Genomic DNA, 19819 nt, shown 5'->3' with positions numbered 1-19819 from the left:
AGGTAAGAATGGCTAACCGGGTAGGGTTGTCCAACGCCTTCAGCGCTTCACTAACGTCTATGGTCATATTCGCAGCGGGTAATGGGTTTTCGCGATCTTACGATACTTTGCGCCGAATCGCTGCGTGCCCTGGGTTACAGTGCACGCAGCGAGCGATTCAGCCTGTGTGGGCTGGGTAGTCGATGTAGCCCTTTTCCGTGCCGCCGTACATGCTGCTCGGGTCGAGAGCGTTCAGCTGCCAACCGTTGGCGAAACGCACCGGCAGGTCGGGGTTAGCAATAAACGCCCGACCGAAAGCGATCAAGTCTGCCCAACCGGCTTCGATTGCCTCTACGGCGCGCTCCGGAGTGTATCTACCTGCGTAAATAATCTTGCCGCTAAACGCCGCACGGACGGCCTTCCTGAAGCTGTCGGGCAGCTCGGGCGCGCTGTCCCAGTCGGCCTCGGCCAGAGACAGATAAGCGACGCCGATCTCCTCCAGAATTTTCACGGCTTCTATATAGGTCTCGTGAGGGTTCTCTTCGACGAGTCCGAGATAGACGCGCTCCTCATCCGTGCTGGCAAACAGTGGCGCAAAGCGAATGCCCAGCCGCTCAGGGCCAACGGCATCGGCGACAGCCTGTGTTACCTCGCGCAGAAAGCGCAGCCGATTGAGTAGCGATCCGCCGTATTCGTCCGTTCGGACATTGGTATGCGCCGAGATAAATTGGTTGACCAGATAGCCATTAGCGCAATGGATCTCGACACCGTCAAAACCCGCCTCCAGCGCGTTGCGCGCAGCTTGGGCGTAAAGCTGCACAAGCGCTTTCACCTCGTCATTGGAGAGCGCTCTCGGGGTGGACGGATCAGCCAGCATCCCTTCGCCGGGTCCGGTCTCGACGAATACCTTGACGTTGGTTGCCGGGATGGCGGATGGCGCGACGGGCTCGGCACCGGCGGGTTGTAACGAGGTGTGGGACACACGCCCGACGTGCCACAACTGCGCAAAGATCACACCGCCCTCGGCATGCACCGCCTGGGTGACGGCTTTCCAGCCTTCGATCTGCTCCGGACTGTGAATGCCGGGTGTCCAGGCATACCCCTGGCCTCGCGGCTCGATCTGGGTGCCTTCCGTCACCATGAAGCCAGCACCGGCTCTTTGCCGGTAATAGGTTGCCATGAGCGCGTTAGGAATGTTGCCTGGCTGCGAGCTGCGCGAGCGAGTCAGCGGAGGCAGTACGATGCGGTTGGGCAGAGTGAGGGTGCCAAGCGAAGTCGGGGTAAAAAGTGCTTTATGGTTCATAATGTAATATTTGGATATCTCAAATTATGAATATTAGCGATGAGGACAGCCTCGACGCATAGATGAATCACTGTCCCGGCCTTTCGGCGAAGTCGTCGGGGCTCGCAGTGACCGTTAGAGGCTGGCATCCTCTATTGGATATCGGTAAATGTCAATATCTAGATATCATAACATGTAACGGTGGCCAAGCAACTTCTTGGCTCGGTAGCCGTAGCGTCAGAGCAGTGGCTTAGTGTCTAAGGAAACAGCAGAACGCGGGGTTGTCTGTTGATCAAGGCTTGAGGCGTGCTCTGCTTGAGCGCCCTGCATTTGCAGCCGTCATACGCGCAGCGTGTTGCTGTCTGACAGATCGAGAGGGTTAGATCGCTAGCCGGTTGGCTAACTGAGGCAGACCAGCATGGAGACGGGTTGGCGGTAACGTCACTGCGTATCGTACAACCCAGCATCAGTCATGCTGGGAAAGGATCGTTTCCAACAGGCCTGGGAATCGATTGTTCAAATCATCCCGGCGCAACGCGTTCATGTGGGTGGTGCCGATGGTCTGGGTTTGAACCAAACCCGCGTCTCGCAGCACCCGGAAGTGATGGGACATGGTCGACTTTGGACGGCCACCGTCAAGCTCGCCACAGCTGGCCTCGCCAAGCTCTGCGAGACGCCGAACGATCTCCAGGCGCACCGGATCGCTCAAGGCGTACAGCAGACGCTCAAGAACGAATTCGCTAAGAGGGGGATGTTTGAAGGTGCGCATGAACGAATCATACACGGGTTTGCTCTATGGCCCATAGTTCGAATATTATCGAATTTAAGTAATACCAAGCCCCGGAGAAATTTTAATGGGTGCGCTGTTTCAACCTTTCACGCTCAAAGACGTCACGCTTCGAAACCGGATCGCGATTCCCCCCATGTGCATGTACTCGGCCGACGATGGCCTGATCAACGATTGGCACAGCGTGCACTACGCCTCCCTTGCGCGGGGCGGAGCGGGGCTGGTGATTGTCGAGGCAACCGCAGTCGCGCCCGAAGGGCGAATCACGCCCGGCTGCGCGGGTATCTGGAATGATGAGCTGGCCCAGGCCTTCGTGCCGGTGGTGCAGTCGATCAAGGCCGCCGGCGCCGTGCCCGGGCTCCAGATTGCCCACGCTGGGCGCAAGGCGAGCGCCAACCGCCCTTGGGAAGGCGATGACCATATCGCTGAGGATGACTCGCGTGGCTGGCAGACCATTGCCCCTTCGGCCGTTGCCTTTGGTGACCACCTCGGTAAGCAGCCGAAAGCCATGACGCTGGAAGACATTGCCCGGGTGCGTGAGGATTTCGTTTCCGCCGCTCGCCGTGCACGTGACGCTGGCTTCGAGTGGCTGGAGCTGCATTTCGCCCATGGCTATCTGGCCCAGTCATTCCTCTCCGATCACTCCAACCGTCGTGATGACGCCTATGGCGGCAGTTTCGACAACCGCAGCCGCTTCCTTCTGGAAACGCTGGCGGCGGTTCGCGAGGTTTGGCCGGAGCACCTGCCACTGACCGCTCGTCTGGGTGTCATCGAATACGATGGCCGGGACGAACAGACCTTGTCCGAGGCGATCGAACTGACACGTCGTTTCAAGAACGGAGGACTGGACCTGCTGAGCGTCAGTATCGGCTTTACCATTCCTGAGACCAACATCCCGTGGGCGCCCGGCTTCATGGGCGAAGTTGCCCAGCGTGTAGGGCGCGAGGCGGGGATACCGGTGGCCTCGGCATGGGGCTTCGGCACCCCAAGCGTCGCTGAAGAAGCGGTCAGCAGCGGGCAGCTGGATCTGGCGATGATTGGCCGAGCGCATCTGGGCAACCCGAACTGGTCATACTTCGCCGCCAAGGAGCTGGATGTGGAACGTGCGTCCTGGACATTGCCGGCGCCCTATGCCCACTGGCTGGAACGCTACAAGTGATCCCGTCGGGGCGACAGCGGCCCTGAGTGGCAGCTAATCGTCCGCTGCACCAGCGCCTTTGAGCTCTGGTGGCTGCCTGGCTGAGCCGTCCATGGCTCGGCCTCTTCGTAACCATTAGCTGAGGATTACGCTATGTCTCGCGTCATACGCTTTCATCGCACAGGTGGCCCCGAGGTTCTCCAGATCGACGAGGTCGAGGTGCCCGCCCCCGGCCCGAACGAAGTTCAAATTCGCGTCAAGGCGCTCGGCATCAACCGCGCCGAGGTGATGTACCGCACAGGCCAGTACGTTATCGAACCGAATTTTCCCGCCATGTTGGGCTATGAGGCGGCCGGAACAGTGTCGGCCGTTGGTTCCGATGTGGTCGGTTTCGCCCCTGGCGATGTCGTCAGCGTAGTGCCGGCTTTCTCCTTTGCCGAATATGGTTTGTATGGAGAGTTGGTCAACGCACCGGCACATGCGGTGGTTAAGCACCCGGAGGCGCTTTCTTTCGTCGAAGCAGCGGCAACCTGGATGAAGTTTGTCACGGCCTATGGCGCTCTGATCGAACTCGGTGGGCTGCAGGCGGGCGAGGCGGTGCTGATTCGTGCTGCATCCAGCAGCGTGGGGCTGGCCGCGATTCAGATTGCGAACATGGTAGGCGCCATCCCCGTGGCGCTGACCCGCACCAGCGACAAGCGTGAGGCCTTGCTTCAGGCAGGGGCGGCGGCCGTCATAGCGACTCAAGAGCAAGACATGGTGGCCGAGGTCATGGCTATCACCGGGGGCCAGGGTGCTCGCATGGCGTTCGATCCGGTTGGCGGGCCCGAAGTGGCCCTGGTGCTCAAGGCGTTATCAAAGCACGGCATCTTCTTCCAGTACGGCGCTTTGGACACTCGGGATATCCCGGTGTCGGTCATGGACCTGCTCGGCAAGCATCTGACGCTGCGCGGTTATCAGCTTTTCGAGATCACCGAAGATCAGGAAAAACTCGAACGGGCCAAGCACTTCATCAACGAAGGGCTCGCCGGCGGACAGCTGCGACCGGTAATCGACCGTACATTCAGCTTCGACGAGATGGCCGAGGCTCACCGCTATATGGAGTCCAATGCCCAGGTGGGCAAGATTGTTGTCGCGCTGTAACGCAGGTTTAGCTTCATCGCTGCATGGCTGGCTTGGACATCTTCGATCATCCGTCCCAGCCGATGCGTTCTCTGTTTTTATCGCACACAGACAGGAGGTTTGATGACCACCCCTCTCACACTGGTTGCCACGCAGGTCGCCAAGGCCGGCTTCGAAGCCGAACTCCAGCAGACGCTGCAGGGGCTACAGGGCCCAAGTCGAGCCGAAGCGGACTGTATTCAATATGACTTTCACAAAGATGCCGAGCAGGCTGGCACCTTTCACATGGTCGAGCAGTGGCGGGACGAAGCGGCGCTGACCGCGCACGAAGCGACTCCGCACTTCCAGGCGGCGCTGCCAGTCATCGAGCGCGCTGCTGAAAAATTCTCCGTCACGAAAATGTACCGCGTCTCCTGAGGAGCTCCGAATGAAAGCGATTGCACACTTCAAATGTCTGCCTGTTGAGAATCCTGACTCTCTCGTGGAGATTGATCTACCCGAGCCAGTGCCGGGGCCGCGCGACCTGCTGGTAGAAGTCAAGGCCGTATCGGTCAACCCCGTCGATACCAAAGTGCGGCAGGGCTACGTACCGCACGCGGACGAAAGCCAGCCGCGCATACTTGGCTGGGACGCGGCCGGCGTGGTCAAGTCGGTCGGCTCCGACGTAACGCTGTTCAAGCCCGGTGACAAGGTCTGGTACGCCGGGTCGCTGATCCGCCCGGGCAGCAACAGTGAGTTGCAGCTGGTAGATGAGCGCATTGTCGGATCGATGCCACAGTCGCTGGAGTTCGCCCAGGCTGCGGCACTGCCCCTGACGTCCCTGACTGCTTGGGAGTTGCTCTTTGATCGCCTCGGTGTTGCACGCGATACCTCCGACCGGGGCGAAACACTGTTGATCATTGGAGCGGCAGGTGGGGTGGGTTCGATCCTGACTCAGCTGGCGCGGCAGTTCACCGGCTTGACCATCATTGGTACGGCTTCGCGCCCCGAGACTCAAGCTTGGGTCACCGAGCTTGGCGCGCATCATGTCATCGACCACACCAAGCCGCTCAGCGACGAGCTCAAGCGCATCGGTATCCCGGAAGTCAACTATGTCGCAAGCCTGACCCAGACCGACCGGCACTACGAGCAAATCATCGAGTCGCTGAAGCCGCAGGGCAGGCTTGGACTGATCGATGATCCGGCGACCCTGGACGTCGTACCGCTGAAGCGAAAGAGCCTGTCGCTGCACTGGGAGCTGATGTACACCCGCTCGCTGTACGAGACAGAGGACATGCAGGAGCAGCACAACATCCTCAATGAAGTTGCGCGGCAGATTGATGCGGGCGTCCTGCGCACCACCGTTGGCGACAACTATGGGCGTATCAGCGCCGAGAATCTTCGTCGTGCCCATGCGCTGCTCGAAATTGGAAAGGCAAAGGGCAAGATTGTGCTGGAAGGCTTCTGACTGGACGTTGGCTACCGCCTCGTGAAGGAGGGAGGGTAGCCACCGGTGAATCCCAGTAGCACCGCCCATCTGTACATCGATGGGCGGTTTGAACAGAGCACTGTCTTTGGAAATTGGGGACCGGTCTTGCGAGACCGTCCCGATTTCAATGCATCCATCCATTGCGTCTAACTGAAAGGAACACCCTTCATGAACAACGCCACCGGCTATGCCGCCCTTGACCCGAGCGCACCGCTCGCACCCTATTCATTCACACGCCGCGCTGTAGGACTGAACGACGTCAAAATCGAGATCCTCTATTGCGGCGTCTGCCATTCGGATCTGCATACCGCCCGTAATGAATGGAACAACACGATATACCCCTCCGTCCCAGGCCATGAGATTGTCGGGCGCGTTACAGCTGTAGGCGATTCGGTCAAAGCCTTCAAGGTCGGCGACCTCGCCGGCGTCGGCTGTATGGTCGATAGCTGCCAGAGCTGCCCGTCCTGCGGCGAAGGCCTGGAGCAATACTGCGAGAACGGTTTCGTCGGCACCTACAACGGAAATGTTTTAGGCGGCAGCGAGAATACGTTCGGGGGTTACTCGGACAACATCGTGGTGAACGAGAAATTCGCTTTGCGCATTTCTCATGGCGAAGGCGATCTTGCCGCTGTTGCGCCGCTGCTGTGCGCAGGTATCACGACATATTCGCCGCTGCGTCAGTGGAAGGTCGGGCCTGGTCAGAAAGTCGGCGTGGTCGGTCTCGGTGGTCTGGGTCACATGGCCGTTAAGATCGCTAACGCCATGGGCGCCCATGTGGTTCTGTTCACCACCTCACCGGGTAAGAAAGAAGATGCCCTGCGCCTGGGTGCTAGCGAAGTCGTGGTATCGAAAAATAAGGAGGAGATGGAAGCGCACGTGAACAGCTTCGATTTCATCCTGAATACCGTTGCGGCCCCACATGATCTCGACGCGTTTCTATCCCTGCTCAAGCGCGACGCGACCATGACATTGGTGGGCGCGCCCGAGTCCCCCCACCCATCGCCAAGTGTATTCAACCTCATTTTCAAGCGTCGTCGTCTGGCTGGCTCGCTTATTGGCGGTATCGCAGAGACTCAAGAGATGCTCGATTTCTGTGCCGAGCACAATATCGTCTCGGATATCGAGATGATTGACATTCAGAACATCAACGAAGCCTACGAGCGCATGCTCAAGAGCGACGTGAAGTACCGTTTCGTCATTGATATGGCCTCGCTTAAGTCTGCCTGACCCGTGGTAGGCCATGGGCATCCATGGCCTCTTTCGTTGTTGCGAGATACGTACGTCCGACTGTATCGCGTCACCCTCATGGTCAAAAAAAGGTTACTTTGGCCAAACAGGCAGATAATTCAGGTTCAATGTCTTCTGGTTGGGATAGGTAGTCATGTGTTTGTGCCTTCTGCAACCCCACAAGATCCTAAGCACTCACCCAATAGTAAACCAACGCCTGTTTCATTAGTGAAAGGGTGTAAGCATTGTATTTGCCTACACCCTCTAAAGCTGCGGGAGGAGTGAAACAAGCTCCCTCCATGTCTCACCTAAAGCGTTTTTCAAAAACAGCTACTTGGTCAGGTAATACTAACTGGTAAGGAACCCACACATTAGTTTCAACAGACTCTCCGTTGATCATTTTAATGGCGGATTGCATAGCGCTAGTCGCTTGCCCCCAAGGATCTTGAAATACAGTAGCTGCCAGCATACCGCGCTTGATAGCGGCAAGACCGTCAGGCAAGCCATCGACCCCAACAATAGGAGTTGAGCCTTTAGGTTTTCCAAGTTGCTGCAAGGCCATGGCCGCGCCGATGGCCATTTCATCGTTGTTTGCCACGACGGCATCGAAGTTGACTCCAGCTAGGGTCCAGTTGCTGGTAAGGTCCATTCCTTTGCTGCGTTGCCAGTCAGCCGTTTGCTCTTCCACAATCTTAATATCAGGATACTCCTTGAGTACCTGCTTAACGCCTTCGGTACGTCCATGCGTCGCGTTATGGACCAGATCTCCCATGATAATCGCGAGGTTGCCTTTTCCGCCCATCTTTTCCGCAAGGTAGCGCATTTGTAGTTGCCCTGCCTGCATGTCATCAGAAGCTACAGCCACTACTCCCTTGGGAAGGGGATGCTCATCCGGTCGACGATTGACATAAACCAGTGGAGTTTTAGCTTTTACAGCTGCACGAGTAATGTTGGCCGTGGCAGCTGTATCAACAGGCAGTACGATCACCGCATCTACCTTTTGGCTTAAAAAGTTTTGAATTTGATTAAGCTGACGAACCACGTCACCTTGCGCATCTTCAAACTGGACCTGAATGTTTTCCTTTTTCGCAGCGTCTTCCAGTCCTCGACGCACATAGGTCATAAAGTTGTCGTCGACTTGGGCAATACTTATTCCAATACGGTAGTCAGCTAGCGTCAGCTGGCTGAACAATAGAAGCAAAGAAGCAAAGAAGATCCTGCAGCGAGACATGATGTTTCCTTTTGTTTTTATAAAATGAAAGCCCTTGGCTTTCTCGCTGCAAGAAGCCCAGCGAGAAAGCCAATAGATCCCTATTAGGGTGTAGATATCTTCACTTAGGCGGCTGAGCTCACTACGATATTGGAGCAAAAGCCTGTCGGAAGCGTTCAAGCGCCAGCTCAGGGTCGCCTGAAGCCCATCCCTCCAGCCCCACAACGCCGGTATACCCCATCTGATACAGCGCTCTGGCTATGGCAGGGTAATTAATCTCACCTGTTCCCGGTTCCATCCGGCCTGGTACGTCTGCTACTTGAACTTCTCCAATAGCGGGGCCTGCACGCTGGATAAGCTCAATCAGGTTTCCCTCACCTATTTGGGCATGATAAAGATCAAGATTCATTTTCAAATAGGGGCTGCCAACCGCTTCAACCAGCGAAAGCGTATCTTCGGCACGAGCAAAAGGAGTCCCAGGATGATCTACCTGTGTATTAAGGTTTTCTAGCAAAAACACTTTTCCGGCTTCTTCTCCCAGTCTTGCGATTTTTTCCAATGTTTTACATGCACTGAGCCACATACGCCCGCTAGTTTGCGTAATGGGTCTGACCGGTAGGCCCTTACTGTCCAGGCCGGCTCCATGCAAATTAAGACATGGACAACCCAACTGCTCGGCAATAGTCAGCGATTCTCGTGCGCTGTTAAGCAGGGACGATATTTCATCAGAGTCAATCAGACCTCCTGAAATATATCCTGTCATTGAAGTAAAATCCGCGCCCGTGGCTACTAGAGCGGGGATATCCTTTTGAGTCCAGTTCCAGATCTCTGCACTAAAGCCCAATTCGTGAATACGACGAACACGCTCTACAAACGGTAAATCCAAGAACACCATTTCAGCGCTAACGGCCAGTTTGAAAGCTATAGTATTCATGCTTGCGCTCCTTACAAGCGGACAGGCTTGCCTTGTTGAACCGACTCGATGCATGCACGAGCAATAACAAGCGCCGCGCGAGCATCTTTGCCTGTGGCAAGAGGCGTTTCACCGGTACGCAAGCAGTCAACAAAATGATTGAGTTCGGCAATATAGGCATCCCGAAGCAGATCGGTATCCATTCGCATGGTGTCTGTCTGGATACCGTCCGCTACATAGCGGACAAGATCAGACTGGGCTATCCCGCCCATAGTCAGCATGCCGGCACTGCCAAAAACCTCGCCTCGAACATCGTAGCCATAGACGGCCTGGAAATTAGCTTCTGCCGTAGCGAGTGCGCCATTGTTAAAGCGGATCGTCACAATGGCTGTATCAAGTAAGCCTTTGTCTTTGTATGCAGGCGCAACTAATGCATCGGCCATGGCATAGACTTCTATCGCCTTGGCACCTGGATTCAGATAGTTCAGAGCATCAAAATCATGAATCAAGGTCTCCAAAAAAATCACCCACTGAGGCACACCTGCGGGATTGGTTAAGGCAGGGTCACGTGTTAGTGAGCGTAGCAGTTGAGGCGTACCGATGCGTCCTGCAACCACATCTTGATGAGCTGTCTGAAAGCCTTTGGCAAAACGACGATTGAAGCCAACCTGAAGCGTCACTCCTGCTTTATCAGCGGCGTCAATAGCTTGATCGAGTTCTTCCAACGTTATAGCCATAGGCTTCTCGCAAAAGATACCTTTGCCGGCTTGAGCTGCGCTGATTACTAGTTCGGCATGTGTGCGAGCAGGCGAAGCGATAAGTACGCCGTCGATGTCCGGGTCATCCAATAATTGCTGAGGATCGATGTAGACCTTTTGAACTCCCAACTTTTCAGCGAGAAGGGCGGCCTGACCCTGTGTCGGATCGGCTATTGCTGCCAAGCAAGCACCAGGAATATGTCGAGCAGCTGTCTGCGCATGGAAACTGCCCATGCGGCCTGCGCCAATAAGTCCTAAGCGAATCATTTTAGCTTCTTTCATGAGGTGACTCCTTGTTGTTGTGGCTTAAAGTCAGGACTGTGTTTTGAAAGTAAGTTTTTTATTCCCGTGCCCAAGGCAAGGCCCGGATGGGCCGAAGCGGCGAGATTTGGAAAGCATCACGGGCTCGATCTTTTCCAAGGCCACGCCCTTGGTTTCAGGAAGAAAGCGGTGAACAAACCAGAAGCCCACCAAACAGAAGGCAGCACAGATCAAGAGTGGAAAGGCACCATTAAAATGTTCTAGCAGATAAGGATTGCGGTTGAAGACTGGAAAGGTCTGAGCAACTAGAAAATTCGCAACGTACATGGTGCTGAACGACATACCCATGGCTACAGCACGCATGCGGTTGGGGAACATTTCCGAGATTAACAGCCAGGCGCCCAGACTCCATGAGAAGCCAAACACGAGAACAAAAGCAGTGAGTCCAATGACGGGCAGCACACCTTGATGTCCGCTCCAGATGGCACAGGCAGTAATCAACATGGTGGCGAAACAGCCAAATGCGCCCCAGCGCAGTAAAGGCACACGTCCAATCTGATCAACGTAGCGAATCGCTAACAGAATGCCGATAAAGTTAGCTGAGCCAATGAAAATTGTTTGCAGAAGAGCATCCTGAGTGCTCACTTTCATGGCCTGCAGAAGCGAGGGCGCGTAATACATCAATATATTGATGCCAAACAACTGTTGCAGAACAGCAATACTGCACCCTATCAGCAAGATATACATCAATTTGGGGTTGCTCAGTAAACGAGTTCTTTTTGCTTGACGTTCAATGTCCTTTTCTTCGGCAATGGAAGTATTTATTTCATTGAGCAGAACATTAGCGTGCTCGGCAGTGGAAAGTCGTGTAAGCGTTGATAAGGCTTTGTCGCTACGACCAGTCATAATCTGCCAGCGAGGCGACTCTGGCAGAAAAGCAACCAACGCTAGAAAAACTATACAAGGCACAGCCTCGGAGCCCAGCATCCAGCGCCAGCCTTTATCGATCAGCCACTCATTACTCATGCCATAGGCAATAAGAAAATTGATTACGTAAACCAAAACCTGGCCCGCAACCATGATTAATTGCTGTAAGCCCAGCATTCGACCGCGATACTCCTTAGGTGATATTTCTGCCGTATAAAGAGGGGTTGCTGTAGAGGCCATGCCAACAGCCAAGCCACCCAGCATTCGATAAGCGACAAACCAAAAGAAAGTAGTCGAAAGGGCTGAGCCTACCGCTGAGATTAAGAAAAGAATGGCTGCAACGATTAGTGTTTTCTGGCGCCCAATACGGTTAGCCAAAAAGCCCACCCCATATGCGCCAATAATGCAGCCAAAAATAACGTTAGAGACAGCCCAACCACTTTGAGCAGGAGAGAGTTGAAAGTAGTCAGCCAACGGCTCGATAGCGCCTGAGATAACCGACGCGTCGTATCCAAGAATAAAACCGCCCAATGAGGCGATAGCGCAAATTCTTAAAATAAGAGGCAAGTTATATAGTTTGTAGCTCATCTGAGGACCTTATTTTTGTTGTTTGAACGCTAGTAACAAATGTTAAGCCCAGTTGCTTAAACAAGATATAGCAAGCTATATGCCAATTAATTAAGTAATTGATTTAAAAGGGCTTTAGATAATCAATCAATATAAGAATTGTCTAAATAGATGACATGTCTATACTGGCATGTATAAAAAATAGACATAGGTGATACCTAGCAATGACAGCTTATAGGAACATGGCGTGCGCTCAAGAAGATCTTGATTACCTGACATCTTTAAACCCCGGCTCTCTGAGCATTGGGCCGATACCCGATCTAGAGTGGGCTTGGCAGGCTTGCCTTAAAGGACTACGGCACCGTCCGGCTGGGGTCAGACAAGTGGTATGGGATTCATGGCTGCGAAGTATCGATTTGGGACTAGACCCCAATAACGTTGAATATCGTTTTGTTGAGGCTGAAACACTGACGGCTAAGTTGGAACACAATCATTTACTGATTGAAACGGCGGCAAACGTCATGGAGGAGCTATTGGCATATAACCCTAGAGGTCATGTCAATTTGACTGATGCTGACGGGACGACGCTGTATTACTGTGGTATGGACCTGACACCTGTTGGCAGTCAACTGGTAGAAGCTATTCAAGGCACTAATTGCACAGGCTTGACGATTGCCAAAGACCGTCTCGTATATCTGTTATCGGAAGAGAATTTTGAAGCGCGCCTGCGCAGCCGTCTTATGCATTGTGCGGCAGCGCCGATCCGAGATGCAAATGGGCGAACCATAGCCATTCTTACCCTGACGGCAGAGCCAGGCTGGTTCCATTTTCATACGCTAGGTACCGTTCAGGCCGCGGCCGAAGCTGTATCGCGCCAGCTGGCTCTGCAAAACCTCCTAGAAGAGCAGCAGACAGTTCTTGAGGTGCTTAATGAAGGTTTGGTTTTACTCGATGATAGGGGTTCAATTAAAGCTCTTAATCGTTATGCACGACAGATCCTTAGGGTTGAGAAGAATCTACTTGGTTCATCTTTCCAAAGCCTCGGGCGCAGCGAGTTAACTACAGAACTTCTGTTCTGTGCGGACGGTAAAGGAGTATATGATCTGGATTGTACTTTCCAGCTGCATGACGGTACCTACCTGAATTGCCTGGCGTCCATCTGTCCCCTTGAGCAGGGAGGGCGCATAGTGTCCTTGCGTGAGAACCGACGAATCCATGAGATTACACGTCGCATTATTGGTACGCAGGCTAGCTATACTTTCGAAACTATCCTTGGTTCATCTCGCGTTATGCAAGATGCTTTGCGTCTGGCACGGATTGCAAGTCGAAGCGACTCGACAACGTTAATTCTAGGTGAAAGCGGTACGGGTAAGGAGTTGTTCGCTCAAGCTATTCACAATGCTAGCAAGCGCGCTCGTGGACCTTTTGTCGCAGTAAACTGCGGTGCTATTCCTCGTGACCTTGTACAAAGCGAACTGTTCGGCTATGTGGAAGGGGCTTTTACCGGATCAGCCCGAGGAGGGTCAGCAGGTAAGTTCGAACTGGCGGATGGGGGAACAATCTTTCTCGACGAAATCGGGGATATGTCTTTTGACGCTCAGGTCAGTTTGCTTCGAGTATTGCAGGAAGGCGAAGTCACTCGGGTAGGGGCGAAAAAATCACAGCGGGTAGACGTACGTATTATTGCGGCTACTCACCGTAACCTCAGCCAAGCCGTTACCAATGGTGCTTTTCGTGAAGATCTCTACTACCGTCTTAATGTATTGACCTTAACAGTTCCACCGCTGCGCATGCGTCATGAGGACATTCATCAACTCGCACAGCATTTTCTTGATCGTTGTGCACAGTCATTGCGTAAGCCAATACAAGGAATATCTCCCGCAGCTTTAAACAGGCTTTTATCCTATATCTGGCCTGGCAATGTACGTGAGCTGGAAAATATCATTGAACGCGCGGTGAACCTGACTACAGAAAAACTGATTCAACCAGAAGATCTGCCAGTCGAAATGACCCAAGGATTCTACCGACCTGTGCTTGACGACTCGCTAGAGGTGGATTTAAGTTCTCATGAAATGAATGCGATTCTAACAGCTCTCAAGAATACTCAGGGCAATATCCGGTTAGCTGCGAAACAGCTAAAGATCTCTCGTGGGGGCTTATATAACAAGATGAGTCGATTAGGGTTAGATGCAAATATCTTTCGTGCAAAATAAATCTCAAACGCAACTTTAAGTAAACGAGAAAACTTAAAGCTTTACTAATAAAAATCAATCTAGTCACTTTAGGAAACTCCGGAAAAGTCCCGGCCGATCTGATGAAATGCCACCTCTGCTAAACCCGAGCGCCGCCGTATGACCCAGATGAGCTTTTCCGATGCCGAGTACGCCGGCAAACGCAAACAGACCCGGCGCGAACGTTTTCTGGTAGAAATGGAGCAGGTGGTGCCGTGGGCTGGTCTCCTGGCACTGATCGAGCCGTTCTACCCAAAGGCTGGAAATGGCCGTCCGCCGTATCCCCTGGAAACCATGCTGCGCATTCACCTGTTGCAGAACTGGTTCGCCCTGAGCGATCCGGCCATGGAGGAAGCGCTGTACGAGATCACCTCGCTGCGCCAGTTCGCCAAGCTGTCGCTGACCCAAGGCAGTATTCCGGAAGACACCACGATCATGAACTTCCGCCACCTGCTGGAGCAGCACGAACTGGCGACGGGCATCCTGGCTGTAATCAATGGCCACTTGAGCGAACGCGGGCTGTCGCTACGCCAGGGCACTATCGTTGATGCGACCATCATCCATGCGCCCAGCTCAACCAAGAACAAAGAAGGCAAACGCGATCCTGAGATGCACCAGACGAAGAAGGGCAATCAGTACTTCTTCGGCATGAAGGCGCATATCGGTGCCGATGCCGAGTCTGGCCTGGTGCACAGCGTCGTGGGGACTGCGGCCAATGTGGCGGATGTCACCCAGGTCGACAAACTCCTGCACGGGGAGGAGAACGTGGTCTGTGCCGATGCGGGCTACACCGGCGTGGAGAAGCGTGCCGAGCATGAAGGTCGCCAGGTCATCTGGCAGATCGCGGCCCGGCGCAGCACTTACAAGCAGTTGAGCAAGCGCAGCGCCCTTTACAAGGCCAAGGCGCAGGTACGATCCAAAGTCGAGCACCCTTTCCGGGTGATCAAGCGGCAGTTCGGCTATATCAAGGTGCGCTTCCGGGGCCTGGCCAAGAACACCGCTCAGTTGGTCACGCTGTTCGCCCTGTCGAACCTGTGGATGGCCCGCCGACATTTGCTGACCGATGCAGGAGAGGTGCGTCTATAAAATGCAGAAACCCGGCCAAAAGCCGGGTTTCTAGTGAAGATTGTCGCCGAAGACCGGGTTAAAAATCGATTCGGTCGCCAATCGACTGTCCTTGCTGACTTGATCTGAGTTTCCTTAGGTATTTATTGCTGAAAGGAATGACTGACGTCTTGCCAAAAGGCCTCAGCAAATGATGGAAGCGGTGCAACTGGGCGGGTCAGGTGTATCTGTAATGGGATATCCCAGCTTTCATCCAGGGCTCGAATGAGGTTACCTTCAGCTTGCTCTTGTTCGGTCAAGCTGTTTGGTAGCCAAGCGACCCCCTTATTCTCAAGAGCCATAGACGTCAAGACTGCAGCTAGATGACTACTAAAGAACGGCCGAAGATGCAGGTATTCAGCTTTATCTCTTAATTGATGCTCTAAAATGCGACCAAGGCCGGATTCTTTTGTATAGGCTAGATAGGGAAGCGTTTCGATGTCCGCCTCAATATTTGCTTCTGCGCCCATCAAGGGTACAAGAGTATCTTGTCCAACGGCTTTGCTAATGAATTGGCCAGTAGGTAAAAGAGTAGGTACATCGGGATGACGATGGCTTAAGAGAAACTGGGCTTGCCCATGAACCAGCATGCGCTCGCACTCTGCCATGCTGTCCGAAAGTAAACGAACGGCTTCGATGGGCGCACCTCGCCCTAATTGACGAATCCATTTTGGGAAAAAGGTAAACGAAAGAGAATGAGTCGCGGAAAAACGAAGGCTTTTTGCAGCCGTGCCAGCAATTTCACGTGCTTCATCTCGAATTCGGTACAAACGTAAGGCTGCATCCTGAACACTGTTTAGGATGTGCTCACCTGCAGGCGTCAGCGTGGCACCTTGGGCCGTCCGCTTGAACAACTCTACGCCTATCCATTCCTCCAACGCACGTATTCGGCGGCTAAACGCAGGTTGGGTCACGTGACGTGCCTGAGCCGCGCGGATGAACCCGCCTTGTTCTGCAAGAGCTATAAAGTCTTCTAGCCAGACCAGTTCCATAAACTATGCCGTTTAAGCATGAATCCAGAGGATTTATAGCATGCTACTCCACTAGGCTCCAGTTAAACAGGAGGGCGCACGCTAGCCGAATGTAACTAGCCGATCCTTCAAGAGGTAATGCCATTTCGGCATCGCTTACTTCAATAACAGCATTAGGCAGGTGAAAAAATGAAGCTTAGTTTAAAGCTTCACAACAAGAGGACCGCGCCATGCGCATCGTTGAAATTCGTGAAAAAACTGTTTCTATTGCATCCCCGATTGCTAACGCTTACATCGATTTCTCCAAGATGACTTGCTCTGTAGTAGCGGTCATCACTGATGTTATTCGTGACGGCAAGCCGGTTGTTGGTTACGGTTTCAACTCAAATGGGCGCTACGGCCAGGGTGCTCTGATGCGTGATCGTTTCCTGGCACGAATCGCTGAAGCGGACCCAGAATCATTGATTGACCAGGAGAACAACAACCTCGACCCGTTTGCCATCTGGAAGACCCTGATGACCAATGAGAAACCAGGGGGACACGGTGAACGCTCGGTTGCTGTAGGTACAATCGACATGGCTGTATGGGACGCCGTAGCCAAGATAGAAGGCAAGCCTCTGTATCGACTACTGGCTGATCGTTATCGTAACGGTTTAGCAGATGATAAAGTTTGGGTTTATGCCGCAGGCGGCTATTACTATCCGGGCAAGGACCAGACCAAGCTCAAGGCCGAGATGCAGGGATATCTGGATCGCGGATACGATGTTGTGAAAATGAAAATTGGGGCAGTGCCGCTGGACGAGGACATTCGTCGCATCGAAGCGGTACTAGAGGTAGTGGGCGATGGTCGCCGCTTGGCAGTAGATGCCAATGGCCGTTTCGATCTTAAAACCTCGATTGCCTATGCTGAGGCTATAAGCAAGTACAACCTGTTTTGGTATGAAGAAGCAGGTGATCCTTTAGATTATACGCTGCAGGCAGAGCTTGCCAATCACTATGATCTTCCAATGGCAACAGGGGAAAACCTGTTCTCCCATCAGGATGCACGTAACCTATTGCGCCATGGCGGTATGCGCCCTGATCGTGACTATGTTCAATTTGACTGTGCGCTTTCCTACGGGCTGGTTGAATACATGCGTACCTTGGACGTCATGAAAGAGCTAGGCTGGTCATCTCGCCGGGTTGTTCCTCACGGCGGTCACCAGATGTCTTTGAACATTGCAGCAGGCCTACATTTGGGCGGCAACGAATCCTATCCTGATGTGTTCCAGCCGTTTGGTGGCTTTGCCGATGGCATTCGTGTCGAGAATAGCTATGTTGGTTTACCGGATATCCCAGGCGTTGGGTTTGAAGCCAAATCGGCTCTCTATGCCGTTATGCGTGAACTAGGCGAAAGCTGATCACTGTGCCTTTGCTGCCTCTATTGGGAGGCAGCAAACTCAGGCGCCCTTAAGAGGCCTGACCACACAGCCCATCATAAGAATAAAATGAGGTGCATTCTGTGGAAATCGCGAAGTCTCGCTGGTACAGCCAGCTCTATGTCCAAGTTCTAATTGGTATCATCATTGGCGGCCTGTTCGGCTATGTACAGCCCGAATATGGCGCCAGGCTTCAACCGCTTGCGGATGGTTTTATCAAGCTTATCAAGATGCTCTTGGCGCCCATTATTTTTGGTACGGTTGTTGTTGGTATCGCCAAGATGGGTAGCATCAAGGAAGTTGGCCGCATTGGCGGAAAGGCTCTGATTTACTTTGAGGTGCTTTCTACGATTGCGCTGGTCATTGGTTTGGTTGTGGTCAACATCGTCAAGCCAGGCGTTGGGATGAACATCAATACAGCCACCTTGGATGGTAGTGCAATCAATAAATACAACCAGATTGCCCATGAACAAGGTGGAACGATAGATTTCTTTATGAATATCATTCCGACCACCTTTATTGATGCCTTTGCGAAAGGATCAATGTTGCAAGTGATTCTTCTCTCCGTGTTAATGGGAGTAGCGCTTGTTCAAATGGGGGATGTGAGTAAGCCGCTGATTTCAATGATCGATCTCTTTCTGCAGGGATTGTTCAAGATAGTTGCGATGGTAATGCGTCTAGCGCCGATCGGAGCGGGAGCCGGGATGGCATTTACCATTGGTAAATACGGTATTGGTACTCTCCTCTCCTTGGGGCAATTGCTTGTCGCACTCTACTTGACGACCCTGCTCTTCGTATTTGTTGTGCTCGGTGCGGTAGCAAGATGGTCTGGCTTACCCTTGATGCAGTTTTTGCGTTATTTCAAGGACGAAATTCTCATTACCTTGGGCACATGCTCCACCGAAGCAGTACTTCCAAGGATGATGGTTAAGCTTGAAAAGCTTGGGTGTGAAAAGTCTGTTGTGGGCATGGTTCTGCCTACAGGTTACACCTTTAATGCTGACGGTACATGCATCTATCTCACCATGGCTGCCGTGTTTGTTGCACAGGCAACCAACACACACCTGACCCTGATGGATCAAGCAGTGCTCCTTGGTGTTTTGTTACTGACCTCAAAAGGCTCGGCGGGTGTCGCTGGTGCAGGCTTCATCACCTTGGCTGCAACATTAACCACAATCCACTCGATTCCATTGGTGGGGCTCGTACTGCTTCTAGGAATTGATCGTTTTCTCAACGAAGCACGGGCGGTTACAAACCTTATTGGAAACGGGATCGGAACCATTGCTATCGCTAAATGGGACAATTCATTCGACGTTGCCAAAGCTAGACAGGAGATAGCGATTACCAAGGCAGCGAAGCTCAAGGTCAAGCGCTTTGCAGTCTAGGAATAGACGCGAGTAATCCCTATACATCCTAAAAATTCCTGACCCTAGATGAGCTGATAAGGCGCGTTGAGCAATTGACGCGCCGTCTAGACGTGACGGAGCTACACCATGACCTTTAAGCTCCACCATGATCTGCGTAAGGCTTTTGATCGGCTTCTTTATGCTAACTCCTGCAAGCTCGCAGCTTCCGTATTCGATCCTATGTCAGTGTGTATGGCAGAGAATTTAGGATTTGAAGTGGCTATTCTGGGCGGCTCAGTTGCTTCCCTACAAATGTTGGGCGCGCTAGATATCTCTCTTATGTCGCTAAGTGAGCTTGCAGAGCAAGCCTGCCGGGTTGGACGAGAAGCACAAATTCCAGTCATTGCGGACGCCGACCACGGTTATGGTAATGCGCTTAACGTCATGCGCACTGTAGTGGAGTTACAAAATGCAGGCGTTGCGGCCTTGACGTTAGAGGATACTCATCTTCCTGCGCAATATAACGAGAGGTCGCCTGTCCTTATTACTTTTGAGGAGACTGTCAAGAAGATCCATGCAGCTCGTGCGGCCCGATCTGATGATGCCCTTACGATCATTGCCCGAACGAATGCTGTTATCACCTTCCTGAATGAGTGTGTGGCTAGAACTGCTGCATATCAGAAAGCTGGCGCCGATGCGATCTGTTTTGTCTGCATAGCGCTCAAGCTTATCGGTGCGTCCATAGGAGACATGCTTTTTTAATAACTCTAAAGAGCCAATAATGCCAGCAAGTAGATTGTTGAAGTCATGAGCGATGCCACCGGTTAACTGACCCACTGCCTCCATCTTCTGGGCCTGCCGAAGCTGTTCTTCGGCTTGCCATAACGCCTGCTGCTGCTCCTTTTCCGCCGTAATATGCCTGCCGTAAAAATAGCAGCTGTCGCCTTCAACTGAAGAATGCCAGGAAATCCAGCGAGGGGTCCCGTCTCTGTGACGGTAGCGGTGCTCAAAGCTTGTTAAATGATCGCTTGAGGCTGCCCGAAGAATAGCCTGCCGGGTTTTTTCTATATCCTCATGCCATACAAAGTCATACAAGCTTTGACCTTCGAG

At 53.0% G+C, this 19819-nt stretch carries 16 protein-coding genes and 2 pseudogenes; 10 read left to right on the top strand and 8 right to left on the bottom strand.

Annotated features, from left to right (window positions below; translation table 11 throughout):
• Positions 1-157: 157 nt before the first annotated feature.
• Together IQ22_RS22060 and IQ22_RS22055 are read right to left on the bottom strand one after the other, a co-directional pair.
• Entirely contained in the window at positions 158-1282 is a 1125-nt protein-coding gene (locus IQ22_RS22060; protein ID WP_145145975.1) for an alkene reductase, read from the bottom strand.
• 445 nt (positions 1283-1727) lie between these two features.
• The gene (locus tag IQ22_RS22055; RefSeq protein WP_208733690.1) at positions 1728-2030 is read right to left on the bottom strand and encodes an ArsR/SmtB family transcription factor; all 303 of its coding nucleotides are present in this window, start codon (positions 2028-2030) and stop codon (positions 1728-1730) included.
• Between the two features lie 85 nt (positions 2031-2115).
• On the opposite strand from IQ22_RS22055, the gene IQ22_RS22050 reads away from it, so the two are divergent.
• From IQ22_RS22050 to IQ22_RS22030, 5 genes are all read left to right on the top strand, one after another.
• On the top strand, positions 2116-3207 hold the full coding sequence (locus tag IQ22_RS22050; protein WP_145145973.1) for an NADH:flavin oxidoreductase/NADH oxidase: 1092 nt from the start codon (positions 2116-2118) through the stop codon (positions 3205-3207).
• 132 nt (positions 3208-3339) lie between these two features.
• Positions 3340-4329 carry a zinc-dependent alcohol dehydrogenase family protein gene (locus tag IQ22_RS22045; protein WP_145145972.1) on the top strand — a complete coding sequence of 330 codons (990 nt, stop codon included), beginning with the start codon at positions 3340-3342 and terminating at the stop codon, positions 4327-4329.
• A gap of 102 nt (positions 4330-4431) precedes the next feature.
• On the top strand, positions 4432-4725 hold the full coding sequence (locus IQ22_RS22040; RefSeq protein ID WP_145145971.1) for a putative quinol monooxygenase: 294 nt from the start codon (positions 4432-4434) through the stop codon (positions 4723-4725).
• A 10-nt stretch (positions 4726-4735) separates the two neighbouring features.
• Positions 4736-5755 carry a zinc-binding alcohol dehydrogenase family protein gene (locus IQ22_RS22035; RefSeq protein ID WP_145145970.1) on the top strand — a complete coding sequence of 340 codons (1020 nt, stop codon included), beginning with the start codon at positions 4736-4738 and terminating at the stop codon, positions 5753-5755.
• Positions 5756-5944: 189 nt separating this feature from the next.
• Entirely contained in the window at positions 5945-7003 is a 1059-nt protein-coding gene (locus IQ22_RS22030) for an NAD(P)-dependent alcohol dehydrogenase (protein ID WP_145145969.1), read from the top strand.
• Between the two features lie 304 nt (positions 7004-7307).
• Here IQ22_RS22030 and IQ22_RS22025 read toward each other — a convergent pair whose 3' ends face one another.
• The 4 genes from IQ22_RS22025 to IQ22_RS22010 all read right to left on the bottom strand — a co-directional run bounded on the left by IQ22_RS22025 (position 7308) and on the right by IQ22_RS22010 (position 11660).
• On the bottom strand, positions 7308-8234 hold the full coding sequence (locus IQ22_RS22025) for a sugar ABC transporter substrate-binding protein (RefSeq protein ID WP_145145976.1): 927 nt from the start codon (positions 8232-8234) through the stop codon (positions 7308-7310).
• A gap of 121 nt (positions 8235-8355) precedes the next feature.
• Complete coding sequence (locus tag IQ22_RS22020; protein ID WP_145145968.1) at positions 8356-9147, bottom strand: TIM barrel protein; 792 nt, start codon at positions 9145-9147, stop codon at positions 8356-8358.
• Positions 9148-9158: 11 nt separating this feature from the next.
• Positions 9159-10166 (bottom strand): Gfo/Idh/MocA family oxidoreductase, encoded by a 1008-nt coding sequence (locus IQ22_RS22015; protein WP_145145967.1) that lies wholly within the window; start codon positions 10164-10166, stop codon positions 9159-9161.
• A 30-nt stretch (positions 10167-10196) separates the two neighbouring features.
• Positions 10197-11660: a sugar porter family MFS transporter gene (locus IQ22_RS22010; RefSeq protein ID WP_145145966.1), complete on the bottom strand. Its 1464-nt coding sequence runs from the start codon at positions 11658-11660 to the stop codon at positions 10197-10199.
• Positions 11661-11863: 203 nt separating this feature from the next.
• Here IQ22_RS22010 and IQ22_RS22005 point away from each other — a divergent pair, with 203 nt between their 5' ends.
• Both IQ22_RS22005 and IQ22_RS22000 read left to right on the top strand, forming a co-directional pair.
• On the top strand, positions 11864-13852 hold the full coding sequence (locus IQ22_RS22005; RefSeq protein WP_145145965.1) for a sigma-54-dependent Fis family transcriptional regulator: 1989 nt from the start codon (positions 11864-11866) through the stop codon (positions 13850-13852).
• 138 nt (positions 13853-13990) lie between these two features.
• Positions 13991-14956: an IS5 family transposase gene (locus IQ22_RS22000; protein WP_145145964.1), complete on the top strand. Its 966-nt coding sequence runs from the start codon at positions 13991-13993 to the stop codon at positions 14954-14956.
• A 122-nt stretch (positions 14957-15078) separates the two neighbouring features.
• On the opposite strand, the gene IQ22_RS21995 is transcribed toward IQ22_RS22000, so the two are convergent.
• The gene (locus IQ22_RS21995; RefSeq protein ID WP_145145963.1) at positions 15079-15966 is read right to left on the bottom strand and encodes a LysR family transcriptional regulator; all 888 of its coding nucleotides are present in this window, start codon (positions 15964-15966) and stop codon (positions 15079-15081) included.
• A 209-nt stretch (positions 15967-16175) separates the two neighbouring features.
• Here IQ22_RS21995 and IQ22_RS21990 point away from each other — a divergent pair, with 209 nt between their 5' ends.
• From IQ22_RS21990 to IQ22_RS23725, 3 genes and pseudogenes are all read left to right on the top strand, one after another.
• Positions 16176-17345 (top strand): mandelate racemase/muconate lactonizing enzyme family protein, encoded by a 1170-nt coding sequence (locus tag IQ22_RS21990; protein WP_145145962.1) that lies wholly within the window; start codon positions 16176-16178, stop codon positions 17343-17345.
• Between the two features lie 101 nt (positions 17346-17446).
• Complete coding sequence (gene dctA / locus IQ22_RS21985) at positions 17447-18748, top strand: C4-dicarboxylate transporter DctA (protein ID WP_145145961.1); 1302 nt, start codon at positions 17447-17449, stop codon at positions 18746-18748.
• A 108-nt stretch (positions 18749-18856) separates the two neighbouring features.
• Positions 18857-19420, top strand: a pseudogene (locus IQ22_RS23725) (isocitrate lyase/PEP mutase family protein); the annotation flags it as partial.
• Positions 19421-19603: 183 nt separating this feature from the next.
• On the opposite strand, the pseudogene IQ22_RS23720 reads toward IQ22_RS23725, so the two are convergent.
• Positions 19604-19819 (bottom strand): annotated as a pseudogene (locus IQ22_RS23720) (PAS domain-containing protein); the annotation flags it as partial.

This window comes from Pseudomonas duriflava (assembly GCF_007830155.1).
GTDB classification, from domain to species: Bacteria; Pseudomonadota; Gammaproteobacteria; order Pseudomonadales; family Pseudomonadaceae; genus Chryseomonas; species Chryseomonas duriflava.
This window is presented reverse-complemented; position numbering and strand designations above follow the sequence as displayed.

What these genes read in the sequence shown, in the direction of transcription:
- IQ22_RS22020 (WP_145145968.1), bottom strand. Translation starts at nt 9,147, where the DNA reads ATGAATACTATAGCTTTCAAACTGGCCGTTAGCGCTGAAATGGTGTTC.
- IQ22_RS22050 (WP_145145973.1), top strand. Translation starts at nt 2,116, where the DNA reads ATGGGTGCGCTGTTTCAACCTTTCACGCTCAAAGACGTCACGCTTCGA.
- IQ22_RS22035 (WP_145145970.1), top strand. Translation starts at nt 4,736, where the DNA reads ATGAAAGCGATTGCACACTTCAAATGTCTGCCTGTTGAGAATCCTGAC.
- IQ22_RS21995 (WP_145145963.1), bottom strand. Translation starts at nt 15,966, where the DNA reads ATGGAACTGGTCTGGCTAGAAGACTTTATAGCTCTTGCAGAACAAGGC.
- IQ22_RS22030 (WP_145145969.1), top strand. Translation starts at nt 5,945, where the DNA reads ATGAACAACGCCACCGGCTATGCCGCCCTTGACCCGAGCGCACCGCTC.
- IQ22_RS22015 (WP_145145967.1), bottom strand. Translation starts at nt 10,166, where the DNA reads ATGAAAGAAGCTAAAATGATTCGCTTAGGACTTATTGGCGCAGGCCGC.
- IQ22_RS22040 (WP_145145971.1), top strand. Translation starts at nt 4,432, where the DNA reads ATGACCACCCCTCTCACACTGGTTGCCACGCAGGTCGCCAAGGCCGGC.
- IQ22_RS22000 (WP_145145964.1), top strand. Translation starts at nt 13,991, where the DNA reads ATGACCCAGATGAGCTTTTCCGATGCCGAGTACGCCGGCAAACGCAAA.
- IQ22_RS22005 (WP_145145965.1), top strand. Translation starts at nt 11,864, where the DNA reads ATGACAGCTTATAGGAACATGGCGTGCGCTCAAGAAGATCTTGATTAC.
- IQ22_RS22010 (WP_145145966.1), bottom strand. Translation starts at nt 11,660, where the DNA reads ATGAGCTACAAACTATATAACTTGCCTCTTATTTTAAGAATTTGCGCT.
- IQ22_RS22025 (WP_145145976.1), bottom strand. Translation starts at nt 8,234, where the DNA reads ATGTCTCGCTGCAGGATCTTCTTTGCTTCTTTGCTTCTATTGTTCAGC.
- IQ22_RS22060 (WP_145145975.1), bottom strand. Translation starts at nt 1,282, where the DNA reads ATGAACCATAAAGCACTTTTTACCCCGACTTCGCTTGGCACCCTCACT.
- IQ22_RS22045 (WP_145145972.1), top strand. Translation starts at nt 3,340, where the DNA reads ATGTCTCGCGTCATACGCTTTCATCGCACAGGTGGCCCCGAGGTTCTC.
- IQ22_RS22055 (WP_208733690.1), bottom strand. Translation starts at nt 2,030, where the DNA reads ATGCGCACCTTCAAACATCCCCCTCTTAGCGAATTCGTTCTTGAGCGT.
- IQ22_RS21990 (WP_145145962.1), top strand. Translation starts at nt 16,176, where the DNA reads ATGCGCATCGTTGAAATTCGTGAAAAAACTGTTTCTATTGCATCCCCG.